Raw genomic sequence first — 24,485 nt, forward strand, 5'->3', positions numbered from 1 at the left:
CCTCAGTCGAGTGCGAGGATCAGCTTGCCCGTGTTGGCGCCTGAAAACAGCCGCATGAATGCGGGATAGGCATTGTCGATGCCGTGCTGGATGTCTTCGTCCATCACTACCTCGCCGCTGGCGATCCACTTCGCCATCTGCGCCCCGCCCTCGGCAAAGCGATCGACATAGGCAGAGATCAGGTATCCGTGCAGCGTCGCCTCCTGCGCGAGCACCTGCCACAGGTTGCGCGCACCGTGCTTGGTCTCGCTGTTATACTCGCTGATCAGACCGCACAGCACGATCCGGGCATGCTTGGCGAGGTTCATCAGTTCGGCATCGAACACGGTTCCGCCGACATTCTCGAACACGATATTCGCTCCATCGGGCGTGACCTCGCGGATCGCGTCGGCCAGCTGCTCCGCGGACTTGCCGCGATAATCGACCGCCGCGTCGTAGCCATAGCGCTCGACCAGCCTTGCGCATTTGTCAGGTCCGCCAGCGATGCCGACCGTGCGGCAGCCGTGGATCTTGGCAATCTGCCCGACCACCGATCCGACCGCGCCAGCCGCGCCGGAGACGAGCACGGTCTCGCCCGGCTGGGGCTTCGCGACTTCGAGCAGCCCGAAATAAGCGGTCAACCCGACCGCGCCGAAAGCAGAAAGGAACCGGGAGGGGCTGTCGACTGCCGAGACATCGACCTTGGCAGTAAAACCGTCGGGCACCACGACAGAATATTCCTCGATCGCGTTCAATCCCATCACCCAGTCGCCGGGCGCATAATCGGGATGATCGCTCGCGTGCACCTGACCCACGGTCGTCGCCCGGACGGGATCGTCCAGCGCGATCGGCGGCATGTAGCTGGGCGCGTCGTCCATCCACCCGCGCTGTGCGGGGTCGAGCGAGGCGAAATGGTTGTGGAGCACGAAACCACCCGCCGGCGGGGCAGGAATCGCGTCGCTTACCAGTTCGAAATCGGTTTCCACGGGCGCGCCCTCGGGGCGGCGGCGAAGAAGAAAACGCTTGTTATCGGTCATAGTATCTCCCGCTCCCATTCCTCACAAATAGACCTGTGACCGACACCTCTACCAATTGTCAGTTCAAGTAAGGCGGCAGGTTAGGGAAAACACTGAGGTTGAAGCCATCGGTGAATGGCGAACTCACGAGGGGATTAGAGGATGACTGTTTCGACCTATCGTACGGTCCTGGCAACCGCGCTGGGCACCTCCGCCTTGATGTGGGCGATGCCCGCGCAGGCACAGGCGCAGACGCCGCAGGACGATTCGCCCGATGGCTATGTCGGCAACCAGGCCGATGACAGCGACATGGATGGCGAGATCATCGTCACCGCGCGCCGCCGCGACGAAGCGCTGCAGGATACGCCGGTGGCGATCACCGCGATCAACACCCAGACGCTGGACAATCGCGGTACGACGACCATCGGCGATATTCAGGGCCTGTCGCCCAACCTGCTGATCACCAACCAGAACAGCGGCGCGGCTGCGGCCAACCTGTCGATCCGCGGCCTTACCTATGCCGACGTCGAGAAATCCGCCGAGCCGACCGTGGGTGTCGTGATCGATGGCGTATTCATCGGCACCAGCACCGGCCAGTTCCTCGACTTCTTCGATATCGAACAGGTCGAAGTGCTGCGCGGTCCGCAGGGCACGCTGTTCGGCCGCAACACGATCGGTGGCGTCATCAATATCCGCCGCACCCGTCCGACCGGCCAGTTCGGCGTCAAGGCCGAGGCGACCTATGGCGAATATGGCACCTTCGCCACCCGCGCGGTCATCAACACGCCGATGCTTGGCGACACGGTGTCGGGCAAGTTCTTCTACTTCCACACCGAATCCGATGGTTATTACACGGATTACTTCACCGGCGATCGTCGCGGCGGGAGCAACAACGAAAACTACGGCCTGTCGATCAAGGTCGGTGATGGTGGTCCCTTCGAAGGGCTGCTGACGCTCGAGCAGCAGGAACAGTCCTTCGACGTGGTCAACGCGCCGATTACGCAGACTGGGGAAGTCTTCTGCGGCTTCATGCCTGCGATCGAATGCAATCGTAATACGACGAGCGACCTGTACACGGTGTTCACCGAGCCGTTCAAATCGAGCTACAAGGCACCAGCAGGCACGCTTGAGATGAACCTCGATCTGGGGAGCCTCGCGCTCACCTCGATCACCAGCTATCGCGAATCACACGAAAACCAGGGCCAGGATTTCGACGGTTCCAGCGTGGATCTGTACAAGGTCCGCCGCCTTCAGAACTACGACCAGTTCAGCCAGGAGCTGCGCGCCGCAGGCAACTTCACCGATAATTTCGATTTCGTGATCGGTGGGTACTATTTCAACTCGAACTACGACCTGATCCAGTACACCTCGGTCTTCGGGTTCCAGCCGGGGGTCGATGCGAGCACCACGGACAATAATCCGCAATCGGTCGTCGGTTCGGTGGAAAGCTTCGCCTTGTTCGGCGACTTCAACCTGAGCCTGTCGGATACGGTCCGCGTGTCGTTCGGCGGTCGGTACACGACCGACACCAAGGAACTCAGCAACGGGTTCGCCCAGACCGGGCTCGTCGGCCAGGGCGAAGCCACGTTCAAGAAGTTCACCCCCAAGCTGGGTGTCGACTGGCGGCCCAACGAAGATCTGATGGTCTATGCCAGCTATTCGCAAGGCTTCCGCTCGGGCGGGTTCTCCCCGCGTGCAGCGACGGCCGCGACCGCCAGCCGCCCCTACGAGCCCGAGGTCGTCGACAGCTTCGAACTGGGCACCAAGCTGAGCTTCGGACGCACCCAGTTCAACTTTGCCGGGTTCTATTCGAAGTATAATGACCTGCAGGCGAACACGACCATCCCCGGCGGTCCGACAGGCAACCAGACGATCACCGACAACGTCGCCTCGGCAACCATCTGGGGTCTGGAAGCAGACTTCACGTCGCGTCTGACCAGCGAGCTGACCATCAATGGTGCCCTGGGCTATCTCAACAACGAGGTCGACGGGTTCATCGTGGGCAACGTCTCGCCGGTGAACGGCAACATCATCCCGTTCGACTATTCGAACAACAACCTGATCTACAACCCGAAGATCACCGGATCGATCGGCGCGACCTACGACCAGCCAACCAGTTTCGGCAGCATGGTCGGCAACGTCACCTTCCGGTACATCGATCCCTACGATCAGCAGATTTCGCTCGGGCCGCTCAGCGGCGACCTGGCCAACGGGCCGGTGATCGTGAACGGAAACGACCCGCGGGTTCGCTCCGATGCGCAGACCCTGCTCGACGCCAGCATTCGGGCGAATTTCGAAATCGGTGGCGCACGCGCCTATGCCTCGGTCTTCGTGCGTAACCTGCTCGACGATCGCGGACCGAACGCCGCGTTCACGGTGGCCGGGCTGTTCTCTTTCTCGTCGGCCCGCGAACCGCGCATCTTCGGCGCATCTCTCGGCTTCGACTTCTAACCCAGACCCATCCCAGCGAGGCCGGGCATCGCGCCCGGCCTCTTTTTTTATTCCGCTAGGAGGAAACCATGACCAAACGCCTCGATGGCAAGATCGCACTCATCACCGGCGGCGCATCGGTCCCCGGCCTTGGCAGCGCAACCGCGCAGCGCCTCGCCGAAGAGGGTGCGAAAGTCTGCGTGACAGACATCGATCTCGACGGCGCGGAAGCGGTCGCCAAGGCCATCCGCGATGCGGGCGGCACTGCGATGGCGCTGAAGCAGGACGTCGCCGAAGAGGCCGACTGGGACAGCGTGCTCGACCGGATCGCTCAGGAATGGGGTTCGCTCGACATCCTCGTCAACAATGCCGGGATCGCCGTACTGCGCCCGATCGAGAACCTTACCAGCGCGGACTGGAACAAGCAGCTGACCGTCAATCTGGACAGCGTGTTCTTCGGCACGCGGCGGGCGGTGGAGATCATGCGCAAGGCCGGGAAAGGCGGATCGATCGTCAACCTGTCGTCGGTCGCCGGGCTCGTCGGCGTGCCCGCCTGTTCCGCCTATGCTGCGGCCAAGGCCGGGGTGCGGATGTTCGGCAAGACCATCGCGATCGAATGCGCGCGCGACAACATCCGGGTCAACTCGATCCACCCAGGAATGATCGACACCAACATGCAGAACGTCGCGCGGTCCGATAATGCGGAATTCTTCGACCAAGTGGTCGATTCGATCCCGATGGGCCGGATGGGCGATCCGGTCGATATCGCCAATGCGGTGCTGTTCCTGAGCTGCGACGAAGGTCGCTATGTCACCGGGACCGAACTGGTGGTCGATGGCGGGATGACCGCGCAGTAAGCTAGCTCATGACGCACAAAAAAGGGGGCGCGCCGGTATCGGCTGCGCCCCCTTTTTCCTGTTCGCACAGGATCAGTCGATCGCGACGATGACCTTGCCCGACTTGTCGCCGGTCAGCATGCGCCGGAACGCCTGCAGCGTGTTTTCGATGCCGCGCGTCTCGTCGATATCGCCGACCAGCTTGCCCTCGTCGTACCACTTGCGCAGCTGCGGGTAATAGTCGTAGCCTTGGGCGAGGTAGTCGGGCAGGAAGATACCCTTCACGGTCAGGCGCTTCATCAGGATCTGGTCGAACCGCACCGGGCCAGCCTCGCCGCTTTCGCTGGTATAGCCCGAAAGCAGCCCGCAAATGCCGATCCTGCCGCCCAGCACCATGTTGGGCAGCGCCGCGTCGAGGATCGGGCCGCCGACATTTTCAAAATAGACGTCGATCCCGCCATCGATCTTTGCGATCTCTTCGGCGACATTCTGGCGCTTGTAGTCGATCGCACCGTCGAGCCCGAGCGTGCCGGTCAGCCACTCGCACTTCTCGGGCGACCCTGCGATGCCGTAGACCTTGCAGCCCATGTTGCGCGCGATCTGGCAGGCGGCCCCGCCGGTCGCCCCGGCGGCTGCGGAGACGAGCACGGTCTGCCCTTCCTCTAGACCGCCGATCACATCGGTCAGCCCGCACAGCGCGGTCATGCCATTGAGGCCGAGCACGCCGAAATGCTGGCGGACATCGTCGATATCCGCGTCCAGCTTCGTCAGGCCGGCCAGCGCCGGGTCGACCGTGCTGTGGGTCGCCCAGTCGCCGAAGCCGCGAACCAGATCGCCCTCTGCGAAGGCATCGCTGCGCGAGGCTTCGACGCGGCCGATAAACTGACCCTGCATCGTGGCGCCGAGCGGGATCGGCGGTGAATAGCCATCCTCGCGCGCGCTCATCCACACGCGCACGCCCGCATCCATGGAGAGGTATTGCGCGGCAACCCGCACCTGCCCTTCGGCCAGTTCGGGCAGGGTTTCTTCCTGCAGAGACAGTGCTGCTTCGTAATCGTGCCCTTCGGGCCGCGCATCGAGACGCCAGTGGCGACGGGTGCTCATCGCCTCAGCACCCCTTCGGCTGGATTTGCTTGTGAATATTGCGGAAGCTGCGGCGCGAGAACACCCAGCGTCCGTTTACCTTCACGCATTCGTCGTCATAGGCTCCGCGATCGCGGACGGTGTTGTCGCCCTGGTCGTAGACTTCTGCGGTCCAGCTGCGGACCTTCGCATGGTTGCCGTCGATCTCGATCGCGCCGGGCCAGGCCTGGAACATGATGCCCGGATATTGCTCCATCGCCGATTTCCACAGGGCAACGATATTGTCGCGGCCTTCCTGCGGCGGAAATTCGGGGTAATCGGGCATTTCCCACCGGGCGTCTTGCGACCAGCAAGCCCCCCAATCATCCGCATCGCGCCGCGTCACCGCGTCCGCATAGGCTTCGATCAGCTCGCGAATAGCGAGCCGGTCCTCGACCGGGCCGGTATAGCTCATGAAATGTCCTCTCCATTATTGTCCGGCAGACCCTACAGGCTGCGAGGCCGCGGGCCAGCTGTGCAATATTGGAGGGGGTAGCAGGCCTCAGCCTAGCTTTGGCCGCTCGCCAATCGCGGGTGGCTGATCCGGTACGGCGACCTCCAGCATGCCCTCGCTCTCGCGCGTTTCGAACATGCGCAGGGCAGGATAGGCCCCGCCGATGCATTTGCCGGTGCGCGCCTCGAACCGCGCGCCGTGGAGCGGACACATGATCGTGCCGCGACGGACACGCCCCGTCGAAAGAGCGGAGGCCTGGTGCGTGCAGCAATCGTTGAACGCGGTGAACGCACCATCCTCGCGCACGATCAGGACGTTCCATTCACCCAGCTTCGTTGCGAGCTTCCCGTCTTCGGGAAATGCGTCGATCGCAACAGCCTCAAACCACGTGGCACTCATTCATCACCCTTCCAGAACACGAACGGGCTCGCTGCCGTCCCACCCGGCCGCCGCGTCCGCAACCATGTCGTAAAAACCGACCAGCGCGGACACAGGCCGGTAAAGTTCGACCATGTGCCCAAGGCTGGCGACGGTGTCGATGAAAACGAACTGGAAGCCGTCCTCCATCGTCCCGCGAAACGCCTCCGCCTGGCCCCGGCCGGCAAATCGCGCGACCGCGCCTTCCAGATCGTCCTCGAACAGCGCGATGTGGTGCAGCCCGGTCTCGCCCTTGGCAAACATCTCGCGGAACGGAGACGCGCCAGCGCTATCCTGCTGGACGAACTCGACCATCACCGGCCCCCACTGGCCATAGGCCGAGCTGTGGACCAGATCGCTGTCGGCCCCGCGATAGGTCGCATGGGCAAGCGTAATCCGGTCGAGCACGAAGAACGGGCCGGATCCGAACAGCCGATGGTGATCCATCGCCGCTGCGCGGACATCCTCGCAAAAATACGCGATTTGCCTGACCGGACTTGCGACGTCTCCCATGTCCACCGGCCTAGCAGCCACGCTTGAGCGGCACAGGCTAACCATTTCGGCAGGTGCCCGCGCGCGGCCCGATCGAAAGAATGCTACCCGATAAGAAACCGGGAGAGAGTGATGACGCACGATGAAAAGCTCAAGCTGATCGACGACCTTTACGCCGCCACCGGGGCGGGCGACTGGGAACGCGCGGAGTCCATGCTGACCGAAGACTTCTTCGCCAGCGAGGCCGATCACCTGCCGATGAAGGGCCGCTTCACAGGTCGTGGCGGGCTGAAAGAGCTCTACACGCTGGTCTTCACCATGGTCGATGCCAGCGGGATCAAGCGGATCGAGACCACCACCGGCGGCGACTACGCGGTGGTGATCCTCGAAATCCAGTTCGCGCAGGAAGGATTGGCCCCGGCAGAGACCTGCGAGATGTTCCGCTTCCGCGACGGAAAGGTGTGCGAGATCAAGCCCTATTACTACAACCCCGCCGCATTCGATGCTGCCGTGGCGGCCAAGAAGGCGGGCAACGCCTGATCCCGCGGGCGGTCAGCCGCCTCATCGACCAGCGACATCAGCGCTTCGATTGGCGTCAGGGCACGCTGACCCATCTCATGCTAGGCCTTGGCCAGATTGAGGGGAGTCAGCTTACCAATGCTCGAACTGCAAAACGTCACGCACACCTATCCCAATGGAGTGCGCGCGCTCGACGATGTGACGCTGTCGATCCCGAAGGGGATGTTCGGCCTGCTGGGCCCCAACGGCGCGGGCAAGTCGACCCTGATGCGCACGGTTGCGACGCTGCAGACGCCCAGTTCGGGTAGCATCCGCTTCGGCGAGATCGACATTCTCGAAAATCCCGAGGAACTGCGCAAGCAGCTCGGCTACCTGCCACAGGATTTCGGCGTCTATCCGCGCGTTTCCGCCTACGACATGCTCGATCACATGGCGGTGCTGAAGGGCATTTCTTCCGCTTCGGATCGCAAGGCGACGGTCGAGACGCTGCTCAATCAGGTGAACCTGTGGGGCGTTCGCAAGAAGGCGATTGCGGGCTTTTCCGGCGGGATGCGCCAGCGTTTCGGCATTGCGCAGGCGCTGATCGGCAACCCCAACCTCATCATCGTCGACGAACCGACCGCCGGGCTCGACCCCGAAGAGCGCAACCGCTTCCTCAACCTGCTGGCCGAGATCGGCGAGAACGTGGTGGTGATCCTCTCGACCCACATCGTGGAGGATGTCGCCGACCTGTGCCCGCGCATGGCGGTGCTGATCGACGGCAAGATCAGCCTGCAGGGCGCACCGAAGGAACTGATCGACAAGGCACGCGGCACCGTGTGGGCCAAGACCATCGAGCGTTCCGAACTCGACGAGATGCGCGAGAAATACGAGGTGATCTCGACCCGCCTGTTCGCGGGACAGACGATCATCCACGTCCTGTCCGACGGTGCGCCGGGGCCGGGTTTCCAGGCGGTCGAAGGCGGGCTTGAGGATGTCTACTTCTCCGCCCTCGCCAGCTCGCGCCGCGCGCCTGCCGACATCGCCGCCTGAGCGGGAGCAGCACCATGTTTGCAAAAATCGCGCTGTTCGAACTGCGCTACCAGCTGCGCAACCCGGTCTTCTGGGTCGCCACGGTCATCTTCTTCCTGCTGACCTATGGCGCGATGGCGAGTGACGACATCACCATCGGCGGGGGTGGCAATGTCAACGCCAACAGCCCCGTCGCGATCGTCACGACCCACATGATCCTGACGCTGTTCTTCATGTTCGTGACCACCGCCTTCGTCGCCAACGTGATCGTACGCGACGAGGAAAGCGGGTTCGGTCCGCTCATCAGGTCCACTCAGGTCAGCAAGTTCAGCTACCTGTTCGGGCGCTTCACCGGCGCTTTCGTCGCCGCCGCATGCGCGTTCCTGGTGGTGCCGCTGGGCATCTGGATCGGCTCGCTGATGCCGTGGCTCGACCCCGAAACGATCGGGCCCAACCGCTTCTCCTACTACGCCGTCGCCTATTTCGTGTTCGCCCTGCCGAGCATCTTCATGGTCAGCGCGCTGTTCTTCGCAGTGGCGACCATCACCCGCTCGATGATGTACACCTATGTCGCCGTGGTGCTGTTTCTGGTGCTCTACATCGTCCTCAACTCGGTGATGTCGAGCCAGCCCGAATACCGCGACCTGGCGAGCTATATCGAGCCTTTCGGACTGGCCGCCTTCGGCAATGCGACCCGTTACTGGACGGCTGCGGAATCGAACACGCTGATCCCGCCCGTCGACGGCGTGCTGCTGGCCAACCGGGCGATCTGGCTGTGCTTTTCCGCCCTCATGCTGGCACTCGCCTACTGGCGGTTCAGCTTCGCGAGCAAGTCGATCTCGGCACGCAGAGCGCGCAAGGCCGACAGGAAGCTGGCGAAACTGGCGGCGAAGGAGCCGCGGCTGGTCGACACCCTGCCCCAGCCGACGCCCGAGCGTGCCGGCTGGGCCCGGCTGGTCGCGCGCACCCGGTTCGAGATGGGTCAGGTGCTGCGCAGCCCCGCCTTCTTCGTGCTGCTGCTGATCGGCCTGTTCAACGCCTTCGCCGGGCTGTTCTTCGGCAACGAGATTTACGGCACGCCCGCACGCCCCCTCACCTTCGCGCTGATCGAGCCGCTGATGGGCACCTTCGCGCTGATCCCAATCATCATCGCGATCTACTACGGCGGCGAGCTGGTCTGGCGCGACCGGGAGCGCAAGTTCAACGAGATCATCGATTCCACCTCGGTCCCCGGGTGGTCTTACATGGTGCCCAAGACGATTGCGGTCGCCTTCGTGCTGATCGCGACCCTGCTGATCTCCGTGGTCGCGGCAATGCTGATCCAGGCCTTTCGCGGCTATACCGATTTCGAGATCGGCAAATATCTCGCCTGGTATGTGCTGCCGATGTCGGTCGACATGGTGCTGCTCGCGATCCTGTCGATCTTCATCCAGGCGCTCAGCCCGAACAAGTTCGTCGGCTGGGGGATCATGGTGATCTACCTGATCGGCACCATCGTGCTCTCCAGCCTCGGCTTCGAGCATCCGCTCTACCTCTACGGCAGCACTGGCACGATGCGCGTGTCCGATATCAATGGCGCGAATGTCGGCTGGTCGACCGGCTGGTGGCTGCGGCTGTACTGGGGCGCGATCGCGCTGGTGCTGGCGGTGCTTGCCCACTTGCTGTGGCGGCGCGGAGCCGATGGCGCGCTGCTGCCCCGCCTGCGGCAATTGCCGCGCAGGCTCGCCTCGCCGTCGGGTGCCATCCTTGCCTGTGCGCTGGCCGTGGCCGCGCTGTCGGGCGGATGGATCTTCTACCAGATGAACGTGGTCGACGAGTACCGCACGCAGGACGACGTCGAGGCCCAGCTGGCGGCGTACGAGAAGAAATATCTCAAATACGAAAACCTGCCCCAGCCGACCGCGACCGACATGAAGCTCGCCGTCGACCTCTATCCGGAGGAAACCCGGATGGAGGCGCGCGGGACGATCGCTTTCGTCAACAACACCGGCAGGCCGCTGGAGCAGCTGCATCTGCGGATCGCCGATTCCGACGCGGAAATCCGCTCGATAGAAGTCGAGGGCGCGACTCTCGACGTGGATGACGAAGAGAACAAGTACCGCATCTACCGCTTCGATCAGCCGCTGGCCCCGGGTGCGACAGGTGCGTTCACCTTCGCCACGCGGCGCTGGCAGCAAGGCATGCGTGCCAGCGGCGACGACACCCGGCTCGTGCGCAACGGCACGTTCCTGAGCAACAGCGAGTTCGTGCCGCAGATCGGCATGAGCCGCTCCGGCCTGCTGAGCGACCGGGCAACCCGGCGCAAATACGACCTGCCCGCCGAACTGCGGCAGGCCAAGCTGGAAGACGAGAGCGCGCGCAACCGCAATTACGTGGGCAATTCGCCGTGGGTCACTTCGGACATCACGGTCTCGACCGTCGCCGGCCAGACCCCGGTCGCCCCCGGCGATCGCGTGTCCGACGAGGTCCGCGGCGACCGGCGCGTGGCGCGTTTCGTGTCCAAGCAGCCGATCCTGGCGTTCTTCTCGATCCAGTCGGCCGATTACGAGGTGACCCGGCGGGTGCACAACGGCACCACGCTGGAAATCTACCACCACCCCAACCACGACTTCAACGTGGAGCGGATGCTGGACGCGATGGAGATCAGCCTCGACTATTACGAGGCCAATTTCGGCCCCTACCAGTTCGACTATGCGCGGATCATCGAATTCCCGGGCTACGCCTCCTTCGCGCAGGCCTTTGCCGGGACGATCCCCTATTCCGAAGACATGGGCTTCATCGCCGATAATGGCGATGCGGAGAGCATCGACTACGTCACCTATGTCACCGCGCACGAACTGGGCCACCAGTACTGGGCGCACCAGCTGATCAGTTCCGATCAGCAGGGCGGCACCATGCTGGTCGAAACGATGGCCCAGTATTCCGCGCTGATGGTGATGAAGCACCTGTACGGCGAAGATAACATCCGCCGCTTCCTGAAATACGAACTGGACAACTACCTCGCCGCGCGCGGCAGCGAGGCGATCGAGGAACTCCCGCTCGAACGGGTCGAGGACCAGGGCTACATCCACTACCGCAAGGGCGCGGTGGTCACCTACCTGCTGCAGGACCGGCTGGGCGAGGATCGGGTCAATACGATGCTCTCCGGCCTGCTCGATCGCTACAAGTTCAAGGGGCCGCCCTACGCCAACGCGAACGATCTGGTCGGCGGTTACCTGTCGCTGGCGCGTAACAAGCAGGAACGCGATCTGGTGACCGACCTGCTCCAGCGCATCACGCTGTACGATCTGAAGGCGGACGAGGCCAAGGTGACCAAGCGCGCGGACGGCAAGTTCGAGACCGAGATCACGGTGGATGCGGACAAGTTCTACGCCGACGGTCAGGGCCAGGAGCGCAAGGCGCTGCTGAGCGACGAGATCGAAGTGGGCGTGTTCGCGCAGAAGCCCGGTCTTGGCGCGTTCGAGCGCAAGGACGTGCTGGCGATGCGCCGCTACCCCGTCCACTCCGGTTCGCAGACGATCCGGATCGTCACCGACACACGGCCGAGCTTCGCGGGGATCGATCCGTACAACAAGTATATCGACCGCAATTCGGACGATAATATCGTCGCGATCGACTAGCGACGTGCGACGCTCAGCCTGCCTCTCCGCTCCCGCCTTGCAGGCTGCGGACGAGGCAGGCGGCGTCCAGCAGGATCAGTTCGCCGTCGTGAATGATGCAGCCGGGCGCGGCGCGACGCAGGGCTGAAGGTTGGCGTGCAAGCCGCGCCTGTGCCGCGCGGAACGCCGTGGGGACGACCAGATCCCACCGCTCGGGCAAGGTGCCCTGCGTCAGGAAGGCACGATCGACCGCGATCACGGTGACGCCGTATTTCTCCACGTAGTCACGCAGCGCGTCGGGGTTGGATGAAGAGACCGCCGCCAGTGCATCCTCCAGCCGGCCGCGAAGCGGGCCGAAATAGCCCATGTGATAGGGAATCGAATGCTCTGCGCTGGCGAGCGTGCGATGGCCGGTCAGCGCGGGGATGAAGTCCAGCTCCTCGCTCACCCCGCCGATCACCGCTGAATCGGGCAGGCTATCGATCCGCGCGATCGCGCCGGGATCGGCGGGGCGGGTCAGCCCCGGGGTGGGCGAGAGGAAGGATGCGACGAGGAAGACAGCCAGCAGGCCGCCGCCCGCATAGACGCGCGCGTCGATCGCCCCTGCCCGCAGCCTCGCATCGAGCCACATGCCGGCCACCTGCCCGATCGCGATGAATTCGAGCACCGAGAGCGTGCGCTGGGTATATCGGCTGGGCAGATGAAGCGAGAAGGCGAAGGCGACCGCCACCGCCCACCACGCGATCCCCGCGATCAGCACCCAGGCATAGATGAAATTGCCCGGCGCGCCATCGACGCGGAAGGAACCGCGCCGCAGTGCCGCGAAGGCGAGCCACAGCATCGGCACCAGCAGCAACAGGTTTGGCAGCCAGGCCCAGCGGGTCGACCAGCAGGGGACGATTTCGGGCAGCAGGCCCGTGCGCGCCTGGCACACCAGATCGACCTTGCCCGACAGGCCGACCACCGCGCTGCGTGCGAGGCCGGTGTTCATGTTCTCCATTCCCAGCGCATCGCTGATCGTGAGGGTCGGCCCCCAGCCCTCGGTCGCGCCCGCGAGCGGGATCACCGCCGCGCCGACCGCCGCTGCACCGAGGCCGCACAGCACCCATGTCCTGAGGCCGAAATCTATCCGGAACGGCCGCCAGCCGACCCGCGACAGGCCCATCATCGTCAGGGCGACCAGCGCGGTGGTCGGGTACAGCAGGCCGAGCACGAACAGCGTCGGGATCATCTGCCACCCGCGATTGCGCAGCAGCCCGTCGAGGAACACCAGCAGCAGCGGCGCCGAGAATGCACGCGGCGTGGCCGAGTAGATCGAATCCTCATGCAGCACGAAGCCCGCCAGCAGCGCGGCGGCAGCAAAGGCCGCGAGCGGGCGCTGGGTTAGCAGCAGCGCGATCCGCCAGGCCATCCAGACGGAAAGGAACAGCAGCGGCACGGGCAGCAGGCGGGCGAAGACCAGAGGTTCGAGGCCGAGCATATTCGCCGCCGCGAACAGCATCCGGTAGGCCCACGGCCCGACCGACTGCCAGTAATCCGCCAGCAGATCGCCGCGCATCGCGTCCGGGTCGTTCAGCCGCGCCATCCAGGTGAGGAACTGGCGGGCATCGTCCTGGATCGTGAGCGGCGCGTAGGTCAGTGTGCCGGGCACGAAGAAGACAAGGTAGAGATAGATCAGCGCGGTCACGCCGGTCGCGGCGAACAGCAGGGTGCGCCAGCCGCGTTCGTCGTCGAGTGCGGGAAGGATCGTCATGCGGCGCGCTCCTTGCGGACCTGGACCAGATAGTCGCCCATGAAGGGCAGGCCCGCGATCGCGGGCACGAGATAGCGCAAGGTGGCCAGCACGCCGAGCACGGCGGCGGCCCCTGACGAGAGATAGGGCGCGTAAAGCAGCACAATCGCCGCATCGCGCGTGCCCACCCCCGCCATGGTGAACGGCAGCAGACCAGCAAGGATCGCAAGCGTGGCAAAGGCCATGTTGTCGAGGAACGGCACCCGGCCCAATCCTTGCGCGAACAGCCAGAACTGCGCGAGATGTCCGCCCCAGATCAGCAGGCTGACCCCGGCGACCTTTGCCACGCGCCTGCGGTCGCTCCAGAACCAGCCGACCGCCTGCTGCCAGGTCTCGCCAAAGCCCGAGAGCCAGCGCCCGATCCGACCCGGCGCGATCCGCCCGGCGATCGCGAGGAACCGGCTCGCGAACCGCAAGGGCGAAAGCAGGACCACCAGCAGCATCAGCATCGCACCCGTGCCCGCAGCAGCGAGCATCAGCCACAGGTCGCCCCAGCCGACCCACAGCAGCGCAAGCACGCCCCAGAACAGCAGCGCCGCCATATCGAGCGAGCGCTCCATCACCACGACGCCCACCGCCAGCTTCGGGTCGAACCCGTGACGCCCCGTCAGCGCCACCGCCTTGGCCAGATCGCCAAGCTTGGAGGGCAGCACGAGGTTGAGCGAGGATGCGCCCAGGATCAGCCGGGTGGCGGACCACAGGCCGATCGGCGTCTGGGTCAGCATGCCGAAACGCATCGCGGTGACCAGGGTCAGCGGCACGATCGTCGCGAGGCCCGCGGCAAGCCACCAGCCATCCGAAGCCGCCAGCGCGGCGCGGATCGATGTCAGATCGACCTGCCACCAGATCAGCGCCAGCAGGATCAGGCTGACCAGCGCCCCGATCGCCTTTTTCACTGTGCCGTCTCCCTCATCGGAGGGGTGCTCACCCCGCGGGCGGCGGGGCGGGCGGCTCCCGATCGCGCAGGTGCAGGTGCGCGTCCGCCAGTTCCTTGCGCTTCATATATTGCAGGTCCTGCAGCAGCCGGCGGTTGATCGCGAACAGCTCCCCCAGCAGCCCCGCGACCCAGAAGATCAGCGTCGCGATCAGCAGCACGGCGGCGACCACCAGACTGGGGACATGCGCGCGCTCGGTCCCCATGTAGAACAGCACCAGCCAGCGGATCATCAGACCCGTGCCGAGCAATGCGGGCAGCAGGCTGAGCAGGAAGAAGGTCTTGCCCGGCTTGTAGACGAAGAAGGACCGCAGGATCGACATCATCGAGCGGCGCACATAGTCGCGGATCGAGCGGACCAGCCGCGAGGGCCGCGTCTCCCCGTTCACGCCCACCGGAACCGAGACGATGCGAAAATCGCTGAGCCCCGCCTGGATGATCGATTCCAGCGTGTAGGTGTAGCTGTCGAACACGTTGATCCGCAGCGCGACCTCGCGGCTCAGTGCGCGAAAACCGCTCGGCGCGTCGGCAATGTCCGTCCCCGAAACGATCTGGACCACGCGGCTGCCCAGCTTCTGGAGGAACCGCTTGGTGCTGCTGAAATGCTCGATATCGGGGATCGGCCTTGCCCCAATCACGTATTGCGCCTGCCCTTTCAGGATCGGCTCGACCAGTTGCGGGATGTCGGACGCGTCGTACTGGTTGTCCGCATCGGTGTTGATGATTATGTCCGCGCCTTCGGCAAGGCCCCGCTGGACACCGGCCATGAAACCGTGCGCCAGTCCCATGTTGACCGGCAGATCGACGATGTGGTCGACCCCGTGCGCCTTGGCGACCTCCACCGTGCGGTCGGTGCTGCCATCATTGATGATCAGCCATTCGACAACGTCGATGCCGGGCACTTCGCGCGGCAGATCGCTCAGCGCCTCGCCAAGCGTCTCTTCCTCGTTGTAGCAGGGGATTTGAATGATCAGCTTCACAGGCGGGCTCTTTGATCGAAGGTCTCGTGGGGGTGTCGGGCGCTAAAGCCCCTAGACCCGTTGATGGCCAGAAGAAATGTTGCCGTAAACGACGCTCCCCCTCTATGGGCTCGCACAGTTTGGCTCAACCGGACAAAGGTACGAAGGATTACCGGCTCCCTGACATCTGAAAACGCGGTCACGCAACGCCTGCGCGACAAGGTGGTGCAGCGCGGCATTTGCGTCGGCTGCGGGGCATGCGTGGCGCTGGATGCCAGCGGGCGCTCGGCGATGGGACGCACCGCGACCGGGCCCAAGCCGGCCTTCGCGCCCGGCACCGCGCTGCCCGAACTCGCGTGGGAGGCATGCCCGGGCAAGGGCATCGACTACCCGCAGCTCTATCTCGACCATTACGGGCGGATGCCGGACTCCTGGCTGGTCGGCCACATCGTCGCGACCCGGACCGGCTATGCGGGCGACCCGTCGGTGCGCGCATGCGGAGCATCGGGCGGCGTGACCACGGCGGTGCTGCTCCACCTGCTGCAATCGGGCCGGATCGACGCGGCGATCGTCGCGCGGCAGGGCGTGCCCGCCCCACTCGAAGCGAGCCCGGTTATTGCGAGCACGGCGGAGGAGATCCTCGATGCTGCGCAATCGGTCTACATCCCGGTCGCGATGCTCGACATCCTCTCACGGCTGGAGCCGGGCAAGCGCTATGCGATCACGCTGGTCCCCGAACAGGCGGCGGCACTGCGGCGGTTGCAGCATTCGGGGCACCCGCAGGCGCAGCAGATCGACTACGTCCTCGGCCCCTATACCGGCACCGCGCTCTACCCCGCCGCGATCGACAGCTTCGTGCGCGCGCATGGCGTGGCCAAGGACGATCCCGTCACCAGTCTCGAATGGCGCGCGGGCGAGTGGCCGGGCTATCTTGAGATCAAGACGCAGAGCGGCAAGGTGCTGCGGTCCAAGAAGGTCTATTACAACTTCCTGATCCCCTTCTTCGTCACCCGCGCCAGCCTGCAGAGCATGGATTTCGCCAACGAGTTCTGTGACCTGTCGGTCGGCGATGCGTGGAGCCCCGCGTTCGAGGCGCAGGGCGGCGGGCATTCGGTGGTGGTCACGCGCAGTGCGAAGATGGAGGCGCTGGTCGAGGAGATGATCGCCGCAGGCGCGCTGGTGCTGGAGCGCGAGGACGATCTCAAGGCGACCGAAATGCACGGCCACATGATCGACTTCAAGAAGCGCGGCGGCTTCATCCGTAACCAATGGCGGCGCAAGATCGGGCTGGCTGCACCCGATTACGGCATGGCGCCAGCAACGATCCCGCCATCGCGCAAGATGGCCGAACTGGTCATCTCCACCCTGTTCGTGATCGGCAGCACCGCCCCTGCCCGCTTCGTGCTGCGGCAGATCCCCGAAAGCGTGATCGGCCCGGTCTTCAATAAGCTGCGGCTCAGCTGGAAGAAGGCGAGCAAGCCGACCAAGCGCAAGGGGCTGGCCGATTTCCGCATGATCGTGGACGAGGAATGAGCGCGCCCGATCTGCATGCCCCACTGCTTCGCGTGGCGCAGCGCTGGATGCCGCGCATCCTGACCCAGGTGTGCCGCGACCCCACCTCCCCGCTGTTCGGCTGCGCAGATCGCAACTGGTGGCACTACAAGATCCGCGACTTCCCCTCGATCATCCTCCAGCAGGCCGGCTACGCGCTGCACGAGGCCGCGCGCCTGCCGCAGTGGCACGATCAGCGCGAAGCGCTGGACGCCATCGCCGCCGCCAGCGCGCGGTTCTGGAACACGCGCGCGCAAAAGCACTACGCGTTCGAGGAATATTACCCGTGGGAGCAGGGATACCCCCCGCTCGCCTTCGCCACGCTCGCCGCCGCCAAGCTGGCGGATCAGGGCGTGGTCGCGGTGGAAGACGTGCGCGACGGTCTGCGGATCGCGGCGCGCCAGCTGCGCACCCGGTTCGAAGCGCAGGCGGGTAACCAGCAGGTCGCCGGGCTCGCCGCGCTCGCATGGATCGACAAGGTTCTGCCGCAGGATGCCGATCCTGCAGCCTTCGCGCAGGTCAAAGCCCGCACGCTGGATTTGCAGCACGCGGAAGGCTGGTTCTGGGAATATGACGGGCCGGACCTGGGCTATCTCGCGGTCACCATCGATTGCCTGTGGGACCTTTACGACGCGACCGGCGATGCGGACGTCCGCGACGCCATCGCCCGCGCGCTCCGCTTCATGGCCGCGTTTCCCGCTGCCGCGCCAAACGGGGTCGGCCAGCACAACAGCCGCAACACCGATTACCTCGTGCCCTACGGCATCATCCGCTCCGCAATCGAGGGCACGGACGCTGAGCGCGCGGACGCGGCGCGGGTCGCGCAGTGGGCGTTCGCCAGCGCCGACAGCGAGGATCACACCTACGCCGCGACCGACGACCGCTATATCTGCCACTATATCGGCCATTCGGTGATGCGCGCGCTCGCCCTGCTCGAAGGCCGGGCATCGCTGGCCAGCGATGCCGCCACGCCCGCGCCGCACCTGTTCGAGGGTTCGGGCCACTATCTGGCCGACGGACTGATCGTCTCGCCGCGCAAGGGCGGCATTCTCACCATCAGCACTCCCGCAGGCGAGGCGAGCGATTTCGGCTGGATCGTGGAGCGCGATGAGACGCAATATGTGTCGCACTGGTGGAGCGCGGACTGGTCGTTCGAGCCGGTCGATGGCGGTATCTCGGTTGCGGGACGGATGTTCTCCCACCGCGAGAAGCTGTCCAACCCGTTCCAGCATATCGTGCTGCGCTGTCTCGCCTTCGTGCTCGGCAAGCGGCTGATCCCGATCCTCAAGCGCGTGCTGATCTTCAAGCGCGGCGGGCAGTCGGAGCCGGTCTTGAACCGCAAGATCACGCATCGCGACGGCAGCGTCGAGATCACAGACCGGATCGAGGGCCTGCGCACCACCGACCGCGTGCTGCGTGCGCCGCGCGCATCCAAGCGCCACGTCGCCAGCGCCGACAGCTATCATCCGCAGGATCTTGCGCCGATCCGCGGATTTGCGCTGTCCGAAGAGCGCTCGGCCACGCCCGACGCAATCACTATCGTCACGCGCATCACCCCGTGCTAACCGCGCAGCCAAACAGGCGCACCGCCGCGCGGCCTTTTCAAGGCGCGTAGCATCCGCCAGGAAGATTGCGGGACGAGGGAACAACCGATCGCACAGACCGAGCCTAGCGCGAAGACCGCGGTCTTCGATTCAGAGCGGACGGGTGGCAAGGCCGCCGGTCTGCGGGTCGCGCTGTTCTCGGGAAATTACAACATGGTTCGCGATGGCGCGAACAAGGCGCTCAACCGGCTGGTGCGCTATCTGCTGGAGCATGGCGCGCAGGTCCGCGTCTATTCGCCGACCATTGCGGAGCCCGCCTTCGCGCCTGCGGGCGATCTTGTATCGGTCCCCTCCTTCGCGATCCCGACGCGCAAGGAATACCGCCTGGCGCTGGGCCTGCCTGCCGCCGTGCGCGAAGATATCCGCGCCTTCGCGCCCAACGTGGTCCACCTGTCCGCACCCGACCGGCTCGGCCGTCAGATGCAGACCTTCGCTGCCGAGATCGAAGTGCCGGTGGTGGCCAGCCTCCACACGCTGTTCCAGACCTACTTCACCTATTACGGGCTCGATATCTTCCGGGGCTATGCGGAGCGTTATCTCGACCGCTTTTACGGCCGGTGCGACATCGTGCTCGCCCCCAACCCCTATCTTGTCGATGAACTGCGCCAGACGACGCAGCTTGGCGATCATGTCCACACCTGGAGCCGGGGCGTCGACCACAAGCTGTGGAACCCCTCGCGCCGCGACCCGGAATGGCGCCGGGCCAAGGGCTACGCCGATGACGAGGCGGTGCTGCTGTTCTTCGGGCGACTGGTGAAGGAAAAGGGCATCGACGTGTTCGAAGAGGTTGTGAAGACCCTTCGCGAGCGTGGACGCAAGGTCCGCCCGCTGATCGTCGGCGCCGGGCCTGCGGGCGACGATCTTGCCGGGCGGATCGGCGAGGCGGTCTTCACCGGCCATGTCGAGGGTGAGGAACTGGCACGCGCGGTCGGCAGCGCGGACATCCTCGTCAATCCGAGCATCACCGAGGCGTTCGGCAACGTCAATCTGGAGGCGATGGCCTCCGGCCTGGCGGTGGTCAGCGCGGACGCCCCGGCAGCGCGGGCCTTGATCGAGGATGGCAAGAACGGGCTGATCGTGCCGCCGCGCGATGCCCGCGCCTATGCCGATGCGATCGAGCGGCTGACGGACGATCCCGCCTATCGGAAAACCCTGGCCGATGCTGGGATCGCGTTCAGCGAGCGCTATCACTGGTCGGCAATCCTCGACAACGTGATCGCCAGCTACCGCCAGGCGATCGCCGAGGGCCCGCACCTGCGCGACCCGAAGGTCGCCGCCGTCGCGGCAAAGCGCAGAGCGGCTGCCTGACCTGTCAGCCCTGCGCCGCTTCGTAGAGGCGGCCAGAACGCGCGCCGGAGCGGCAGAAGGCGAGTACCGGCCCCGGCATCTCGGCCAGCGCCTGCGCGAAATCGCCCTTGCGCGCGGCGATATCGTCCGGCCCGGCGATGGGGATATGCCGTGCCTCAATTCCCGCGTCCTGCGCGGCCGCAGCAATCACCGACCAGCTTGGCTGGCCGGGCTCTTCGCCATCGGGGCGATTGCCGATGATGGCGCGAAAGCCACGTTCGGCCAGCGCAGGCAGGTCTGCCGGGTCGATCTGCCCGGCGACCCATACGTTTTCATCGAGCTGTTTCATGTCGATCATCGAAAGTCCTTCCAGTCGTCGGTTCAGGTCTCGGTCTCGCCACCCGTTTCGAATTCGAACTGCGGCAGGCGGTTGACCGCCTCGCGCAGCGATAGGCTCCACTGTTCGGAGATCCGACGGAAATAGGGATCGTTGGTCTCGATCCGCTGCTGGTGGCCGAGCCTGCAGGCATCGCGCTCGTGCGTGGCCAGATCGAGCGGCAGGTCGACCGCGAGATTGGACCGGATGGTCGAATCGAAGCTGACCATCAGCAGCCGGGTCGCATCCTCGAAGGTCATCGCGGGGTCGAAGGTACGCACGATGATCGGGCGACCATACTTTGTCTCGCCGGTCTGGAAGAAGGGCGAGTCATCGCCCGCCTCGATGAAGTTGCCTTCCGGGTAGATCAGGAACAGGCGCGGTTCGCTGCCCGCGATCTGGCCGCCCAGGATAAGGCTGGCGCGGAACGACGCGCTTGCCTCGGGCCCCTCGTGCCGCAGCGACGAAATCACCTCGCGCAGGGTATTGCCCACGATGGTCGCGATCTGGAACATGGACGGGGCCGACAGGATCGACGGGTCGCGTTCGGACGGCGCCTTTGTCCGCTCGTCCAGCAGGCTGACGACCGCCTGCGTAGTCGCGAGATTGCCCGCCGAAAGCAGCGTGATGACCCGCTCCCCCGGGTTTTCCCAGTGGCGCATCTTGCGCACCTGCGAGACGTCGTCGACGCCCGCATTGGTCCGCGTATCGGACATGAAGATCAGGCCGCGGTCCAGCCGCATGCCCACGCAATAGGTCATCTAGTTCGGCACTCGTCGTAGTTGCTGGGAAAGGACTATTGCTCGACCTTCAGGGTGACAAGCACGCCTTCGTCACTTCCCCCCATCCGCATGCCATTGATCGGCGCGGCTTCGCGGAAGTCTATCCCGGTTGCGACGCGGATATAGCGCTCGTCGGGGGAATAACCGTTGGACACATCGAAACCGACCCAGCCCAGGCCATCGAAGTAGGCTTCCGCCCAGGCGTGGCTGGCGTCCTGTTCGACCCGGTCGTTCATCATCAGGTAGCCCGAGACGTAGCGTGCAGGCAGGCCCATCAGCCGGGCGGCCGAACAAAAGATATGCGCATGGTCCTGACACACGCCCGTGCCGCCGGTGATCGCTTCTTCCGCCGTGGTGCCCGAATGGGTGTTGCCCCCCTCGTAGCCGACCGTGTCGAGGATCGCGGCGGACAGCGCGTGCCCGGTGGAGACCTGCGCGATGTCGCAATCGCCAAGACCGGCCACCAGCTTGCGCACGCCCTCGCCCGCCTGCGTCAGCGGGGAAGAGCGCTTGAAGTGCCACAGCGGCAGGAAGCCCTGATGCTTGCCCAGCACGCCGTCACCCTCGGTATTTTCGACCAGGCCGACGCAGCGGATGGAGGTTTCGGTGCGGCCCGGCTCGATCCCGATCAGGTCGACCCGGTTGCCGTTGTGATCGTCGTAGCACAGCTCGCTCGCCCCGCCCTCGACCGTGATGGTCCAGTCGAGCACCTTCTGGCCGCGGCTGTCCTTGGGTCGCATGCGGACCTGCTGCAGACCGTAGGCGACCGGCGCATCGTAGGTATAGCGCGTCTCGTGATCGACCCGCAGCCTCATGCGGCCGGTCCAAACGAATAGTCGGTGGAAATCTGGCTCGCGAGCCGGTTGTTCGCGTCGAGGAAGCTTTCGATGAACTCGTGCAGCCCGTCGTCGAAGATGGCGTCCATCGACCGGCCCAGATAATCGAGGTGAATGCGGTCGGCCAATTCGCAGGACTCCGTGCGGTTGTCGTAGTTCTTCGCGAGGTAGCCCAGATTGTCGCATATCTTGTTATAGCAGAACGCGAGGCTGCGTGGCATCTGTTCGTGCAGGATCAGGAACTGGGCGATGTCGCGCGGATTGACCGTCGCGCCGTGGAGCCACTGGTAACTGCGCAGCGCCGAGACCGAGCGCAGGATCGTCTCCCACTGCTTGATGTCGAGCGTGGAGCCGACCTGGCTGATCGAGGGCAGCAGCAGGTAGTACTTCACATCGAGGATGCGCGCGGTGTTGTCGGCGCGTTCGATGAAGGTGCCCAGTCGCACGAAATTAAAGCCGTCGTTGCGCAGCATCGTGCCGGTGGTCGCGCCGCGCACCAGCGCGTTCTGCTGGCGGATCGTGGTCAGCGTGTCGGGCAGGTCCGCTTCGGGGATGGTCCCGCGCAGCAGCTTGTCGAGCGTCATCCAGCTTTCGTTGGTCGCTTCCCACACCTCGCTGGTAAGCCCGATCCGGACGCCGCGCGCATTGTCGCGCGCGGATTTGACCATCGAGATGATGCTGGAGGGATTGTCCCGATCGCTGAGCAGGAATTCGATCACCTTGGACGAGTTCGGCTCGCCATGGCGGGCCTTGAAGGCATCCAGCTGGCCGACCGTGGTCAGCACGGACTGCCATTCCGAACGCGACGAACCTGCGCGCGTCAGCGCGATGCGGAAGCCCGCGTCGAGCAGACGCGCGGTCGCCTCCGCCCGCTCGAGATAGCGGAACATCCAGAACAGGCCGGACGCGGTCTTACCCAGCATCGCGCGCCTCCGTCGAAAGGGTCGTCGCGCGATCAGTCATCGAGCACCCACGTATCCTTGGTACCGCCGCCCTGGCTTGAATTCACCACCAGCGATCCCTCGTTCATCGCCACGCGGGTCAGCCCGCCGGGAACGATGTCGATCGAATTGGGCGCCATCAGCACGAAGGGGCGGAAATCGACGTGGCGCGGGGCGAGGCCCTGCTCGGTAAAGATCGGCACGGTCGATAGCGCCAGCGTTGGCTGTGCGATGTAGCCTTCGGGCTGTTCCTTCAGCTTCGCGCGGAAGTCGGCAATTTCCTGCTTGCTGGCTGTCGGGCCGATCAGCATGCCGTAGCCGCCCGATCCGTGGACCTCTTTCACCACCAGCTCGTCCAGCTTGTCGAGCACTTCGGCCAGCTGGTCCGGCTCCGAACAGCGCCAGGTGGGCACGTTCTTCAACAGCGGTTCTTCGCCGGTGTAGAATTTCACGATCTCCGGCATGTAACTGTACAGCGCCTTGTCGTCGGCGATGCCCGTTCCCGGCGCATTGGCGATGGTGACGCCGCCCGCGCGATACACATCGAAGATCCCCGGCACGCCGAGCATCGATTCCGGATTGAAGTTGAGCGGGTCGAGATATTCGTCGTCGATCCGGCGATAGATCACATCGACCGGCTTGTAGCCTTGGGTGGTGCGCATCGCGACCCGCCCGTCGATCACGCGAAGGTCCGACCCCTCGATCAGCTCCGCACCCATCTGGTCGGCGAGGAAGCTGTGTTCGAAATAGGCGGAATTGAACGTCCCCGGCGTCAGCACCGCAACGGTCGGCTTGTCGAGGCACGCGGCAGGTGCGCATGACGACAGCGAGCGGCGCAGCCAGCTGGGGTAATCGCTCACCTCGCGGATCGGGATATCCGCGAACAGCTCCGGAAACATCTGAAGCATGATCTCGCGGTTTTCGAGCATGTAGGACACGCCCGACGGGGTCCGCGCATTGTCTTCCAGCACGTAGAATTCGTCCGGCCCGGTGCGCACGATGTCGGTGCCGATGATGTGGGTGTAGATGCCACCGGGCGGATCGAAGCCCATCATCTTGGGCAGGAACGCGGCATTATTGGCGATCAGGCTTTCGGGCACGCGCCCCGCGCGCAGGATCTCCTGCCGGTGGTAGATGTCATAGAGGAACGCGTTGATCGCACGAACGCGCTGCTCGATACCCTTGGAGAGCTTGCGCCATTCGTTACCCGACAGCACGCGCGGCACGACGTCGAACGGGATCAGCCGCTCGTCCGCCGCCTCTTCGCCATAGACGTTGAAGGTGATGCCAATCTTGCGGAAGAAATTCTCCGCCTGCTCGGACTTTCGCAGGACCCGGTTGTCAGGTTGGGAATCGAGCCATTTACGAAATGCCTGGTAGGCTTCGCGGGTCTCGCCCGACTTACCCCCATCGTGTCCAAGCATTTCGTCGAAGCTCAATTGAGTTCCCGGCCTTCCTGTTCGGCTGTTCCGGCTTCTCTACTGGCCGTATGCCGTCGATAGTCACCCAACCAAGAGCCTGCGTCAATTGTTCCGCCGCGCGAAATCT

Annotated in this window: 21 protein-coding genes; 8 read left to right on the forward strand and 13 right to left on the reverse strand. The window is 64.7% G+C overall.

The window, feature by feature from the left end:
* Nucleotides 1-2: 2 nt before the first annotated feature.
* Nucleotides 3-1,016, reverse strand: coding sequence for an NADP-dependent oxidoreductase (locus KYN89_RS11725; protein ID WP_222825228.1), 1,014 nt, complete (start codon nt 1,014-1,016; stop codon nt 3-5).
* Nucleotides 1,017-1,157: 141 nt separating this feature from the next.
* Between KYN89_RS11725 and KYN89_RS11730 the strand changes: the two genes are divergently transcribed.
* Both KYN89_RS11730 and KYN89_RS11735 read left to right on the forward strand, forming a co-directional pair.
* The gene (locus tag KYN89_RS11730) at nt 1,158-3,446 is read left to right on the forward strand and encodes a TonB-dependent receptor (protein WP_222825229.1); all 2,289 of its coding nucleotides are present in this window, start codon (nt 1,158-1,160) and stop codon (nt 3,444-3,446) included.
* Between the two features lie 68 nt (nt 3,447-3,514).
* The gene (locus KYN89_RS11735) at nt 3,515-4,282 is read left to right on the forward strand and encodes an SDR family NAD(P)-dependent oxidoreductase (RefSeq protein WP_222825230.1); all 768 of its coding nucleotides are present in this window, start codon (nt 3,515-3,517) and stop codon (nt 4,280-4,282) included.
* Nucleotides 4,283-4,354: 72 nt separating this feature from the next.
* Here the strand turns inward: KYN89_RS11735 and KYN89_RS11740 are convergent, their stop codons facing one another.
* From KYN89_RS11740 to KYN89_RS11755, 4 genes are all read right to left on the reverse strand, one after another.
* Nucleotides 4,355-5,365, reverse strand: coding sequence for an NADP-dependent oxidoreductase (locus KYN89_RS11740; RefSeq protein ID WP_222825231.1), 1,011 nt, complete (start codon nt 5,363-5,365; stop codon nt 4,355-4,357).
* Nucleotides 5,366-5,369: 4 nt separating this feature from the next.
* Nucleotides 5,370-5,798 (reverse strand): nuclear transport factor 2 family protein, encoded by a 429-nt coding sequence (locus KYN89_RS11745; protein WP_222825232.1) that lies wholly within the window; start codon nt 5,796-5,798, stop codon nt 5,370-5,372.
* Nucleotides 5,799-5,885: 87 nt separating this feature from the next.
* Nucleotides 5,886-6,236: a Rieske (2Fe-2S) protein gene (locus tag KYN89_RS11750; protein ID WP_054525107.1), complete on the reverse strand. Its 351-nt coding sequence runs from the start codon at nt 6,234-6,236 to the stop codon at nt 5,886-5,888.
* A gap of 3 nt (nt 6,237-6,239) precedes the next feature.
* A complete protein-coding gene (locus KYN89_RS11755; protein WP_222825233.1) occupies nt 6,240-6,767 on the reverse strand; it encodes a VOC family protein in 528 nt (175 codons plus the stop codon).
* A gap of 111 nt (nt 6,768-6,878) precedes the next feature.
* Between KYN89_RS11755 and KYN89_RS11760 the strand changes: the two genes are divergently transcribed.
* The 3 genes from KYN89_RS11760 to KYN89_RS11770 all read left to right on the forward strand — a co-directional run bounded on the left by KYN89_RS11760 (nt 6,879) and on the right by KYN89_RS11770 (nt 11,896).
* Nucleotides 6,879-7,286, forward strand: coding sequence for a nuclear transport factor 2 family protein (locus KYN89_RS11760; protein WP_054526999.1), 408 nt, complete (start codon nt 6,879-6,881; stop codon nt 7,284-7,286).
* A gap of 117 nt (nt 7,287-7,403) precedes the next feature.
* Nucleotides 7,404-8,297, forward strand: a complete 894-nt coding sequence (locus KYN89_RS11765) for an ABC transporter ATP-binding protein (RefSeq protein ID WP_010235060.1) — start codon at nt 7,404-7,406, stop codon at nt 8,295-8,297.
* A gap of 14 nt (nt 8,298-8,311) precedes the next feature.
* On the forward strand, nt 8,312-11,896 hold the full coding sequence (locus KYN89_RS11770) for an ABC transporter permease/M1 family aminopeptidase (RefSeq protein ID WP_222825234.1): 3,585 nt from the start codon (nt 8,312-8,314) through the stop codon (nt 11,894-11,896).
* 13 nt (nt 11,897-11,909) lie between these two features.
* On the opposite strand, the gene KYN89_RS11775 is transcribed toward KYN89_RS11770, so the two are convergent.
* The 3 genes from KYN89_RS11775 to KYN89_RS11785 are packed head-to-tail and all read right to left on the reverse strand — an operon-like array spanning nt 11,910 to nt 15,581.
* Complete coding sequence (locus tag KYN89_RS11775; RefSeq protein WP_222825235.1) at nt 11,910-13,628, reverse strand: hypothetical protein; 1,719 nt, start codon at nt 13,626-13,628, stop codon at nt 11,910-11,912.
* On the reverse strand, nt 13,625-14,563 hold the full coding sequence (locus KYN89_RS11780) for a lysylphosphatidylglycerol synthase transmembrane domain-containing protein (protein WP_222825236.1): 939 nt from the start codon (nt 14,561-14,563) through the stop codon (nt 13,625-13,627). Before KYN89_RS11780 ends, KYN89_RS11775 begins: the two co-directional genes overlap by 4 nt.
* Before the next feature lie 28 nt (nt 14,564-14,591).
* Complete coding sequence (locus tag KYN89_RS11785; RefSeq protein WP_222825237.1) at nt 14,592-15,581, reverse strand: glycosyltransferase family 2 protein; 990 nt, start codon at nt 15,579-15,581, stop codon at nt 14,592-14,594.
* 270 nt (nt 15,582-15,851) lie between these two features.
* On the opposite strand from KYN89_RS11785, the gene KYN89_RS11790 reads away from it, so the two are divergent.
* The 3 genes from KYN89_RS11790 (at nt 15,852) to KYN89_RS11800 (ending at nt 20,023) form a co-directional block, all read left to right on the forward strand.
* A complete protein-coding gene (locus KYN89_RS11790) occupies nt 15,852-17,093 on the forward strand; it encodes a Coenzyme F420 hydrogenase/dehydrogenase, beta subunit C-terminal domain (protein ID WP_222825238.1) in 1,242 nt (413 codons plus the stop codon).
* Entirely contained in the window at nt 17,090-18,676 is a 1,587-nt protein-coding gene (locus KYN89_RS11795) for a hypothetical protein (protein WP_222825239.1), read from the forward strand. The genes KYN89_RS11790 and KYN89_RS11795 overlap by 4 nt, the downstream gene beginning before the upstream one ends.
* A gap of 192 nt (nt 18,677-18,868) precedes the next feature.
* Nucleotides 18,869-20,023, forward strand: a complete 1,155-nt coding sequence (locus KYN89_RS11800; protein ID WP_222825240.1) for a glycosyltransferase family 4 protein — start codon at nt 18,869-18,871, stop codon at nt 20,021-20,023.
* A 4-nt stretch (nt 20,024-20,027) separates the two neighbouring features.
* Here the strand turns inward: KYN89_RS11800 and KYN89_RS11805 are convergent, their stop codons facing one another.
* From KYN89_RS11805 to KYN89_RS11825, 5 genes are read right to left on the reverse strand one after another with little or no spacing between them, the layout of a single operon-like run.
* Complete coding sequence (locus KYN89_RS11805; protein ID WP_248285197.1) at nt 20,028-20,360, reverse strand: protein tyrosine phosphatase family protein; 333 nt, start codon at nt 20,358-20,360, stop codon at nt 20,028-20,030.
* 23 nt (nt 20,361-20,383) lie between these two features.
* Complete coding sequence (locus tag KYN89_RS11810; RefSeq protein ID WP_222825241.1) at nt 20,384-21,139, reverse strand: proteasome-type protease; 756 nt, start codon at nt 21,137-21,139, stop codon at nt 20,384-20,386.
* 35 nt (nt 21,140-21,174) lie between these two features.
* Nucleotides 21,175-21,975, reverse strand: coding sequence for a transglutaminase family protein (locus KYN89_RS11815; RefSeq protein ID WP_222825242.1), 801 nt, complete (start codon nt 21,973-21,975; stop codon nt 21,175-21,177).
* A complete protein-coding gene (locus KYN89_RS11820; RefSeq protein WP_222825243.1) occupies nt 21,972-22,919 on the reverse strand; it encodes an alpha-E domain-containing protein in 948 nt (315 codons plus the stop codon). Before KYN89_RS11820 ends, KYN89_RS11815 begins: the two co-directional genes overlap by 4 nt.
* 32 nt (nt 22,920-22,951) lie before the next feature.
* A complete protein-coding gene (locus tag KYN89_RS11825; RefSeq protein ID WP_222825542.1) occupies nt 22,952-24,361 on the reverse strand; it encodes a circularly permuted type 2 ATP-grasp protein in 1,410 nt (469 codons plus the stop codon).
* Between the last annotated feature and the right edge of the window lie 124 nt (nt 24,362-24,485).

Source organism: Alteriqipengyuania abyssalis, from assembly GCF_019857185.1.
In the GTDB taxonomy this organism is placed as follows: domain Bacteria; phylum Pseudomonadota; class Alphaproteobacteria; order Sphingomonadales; family Sphingomonadaceae; genus Alteriqipengyuania; species Alteriqipengyuania abyssalis.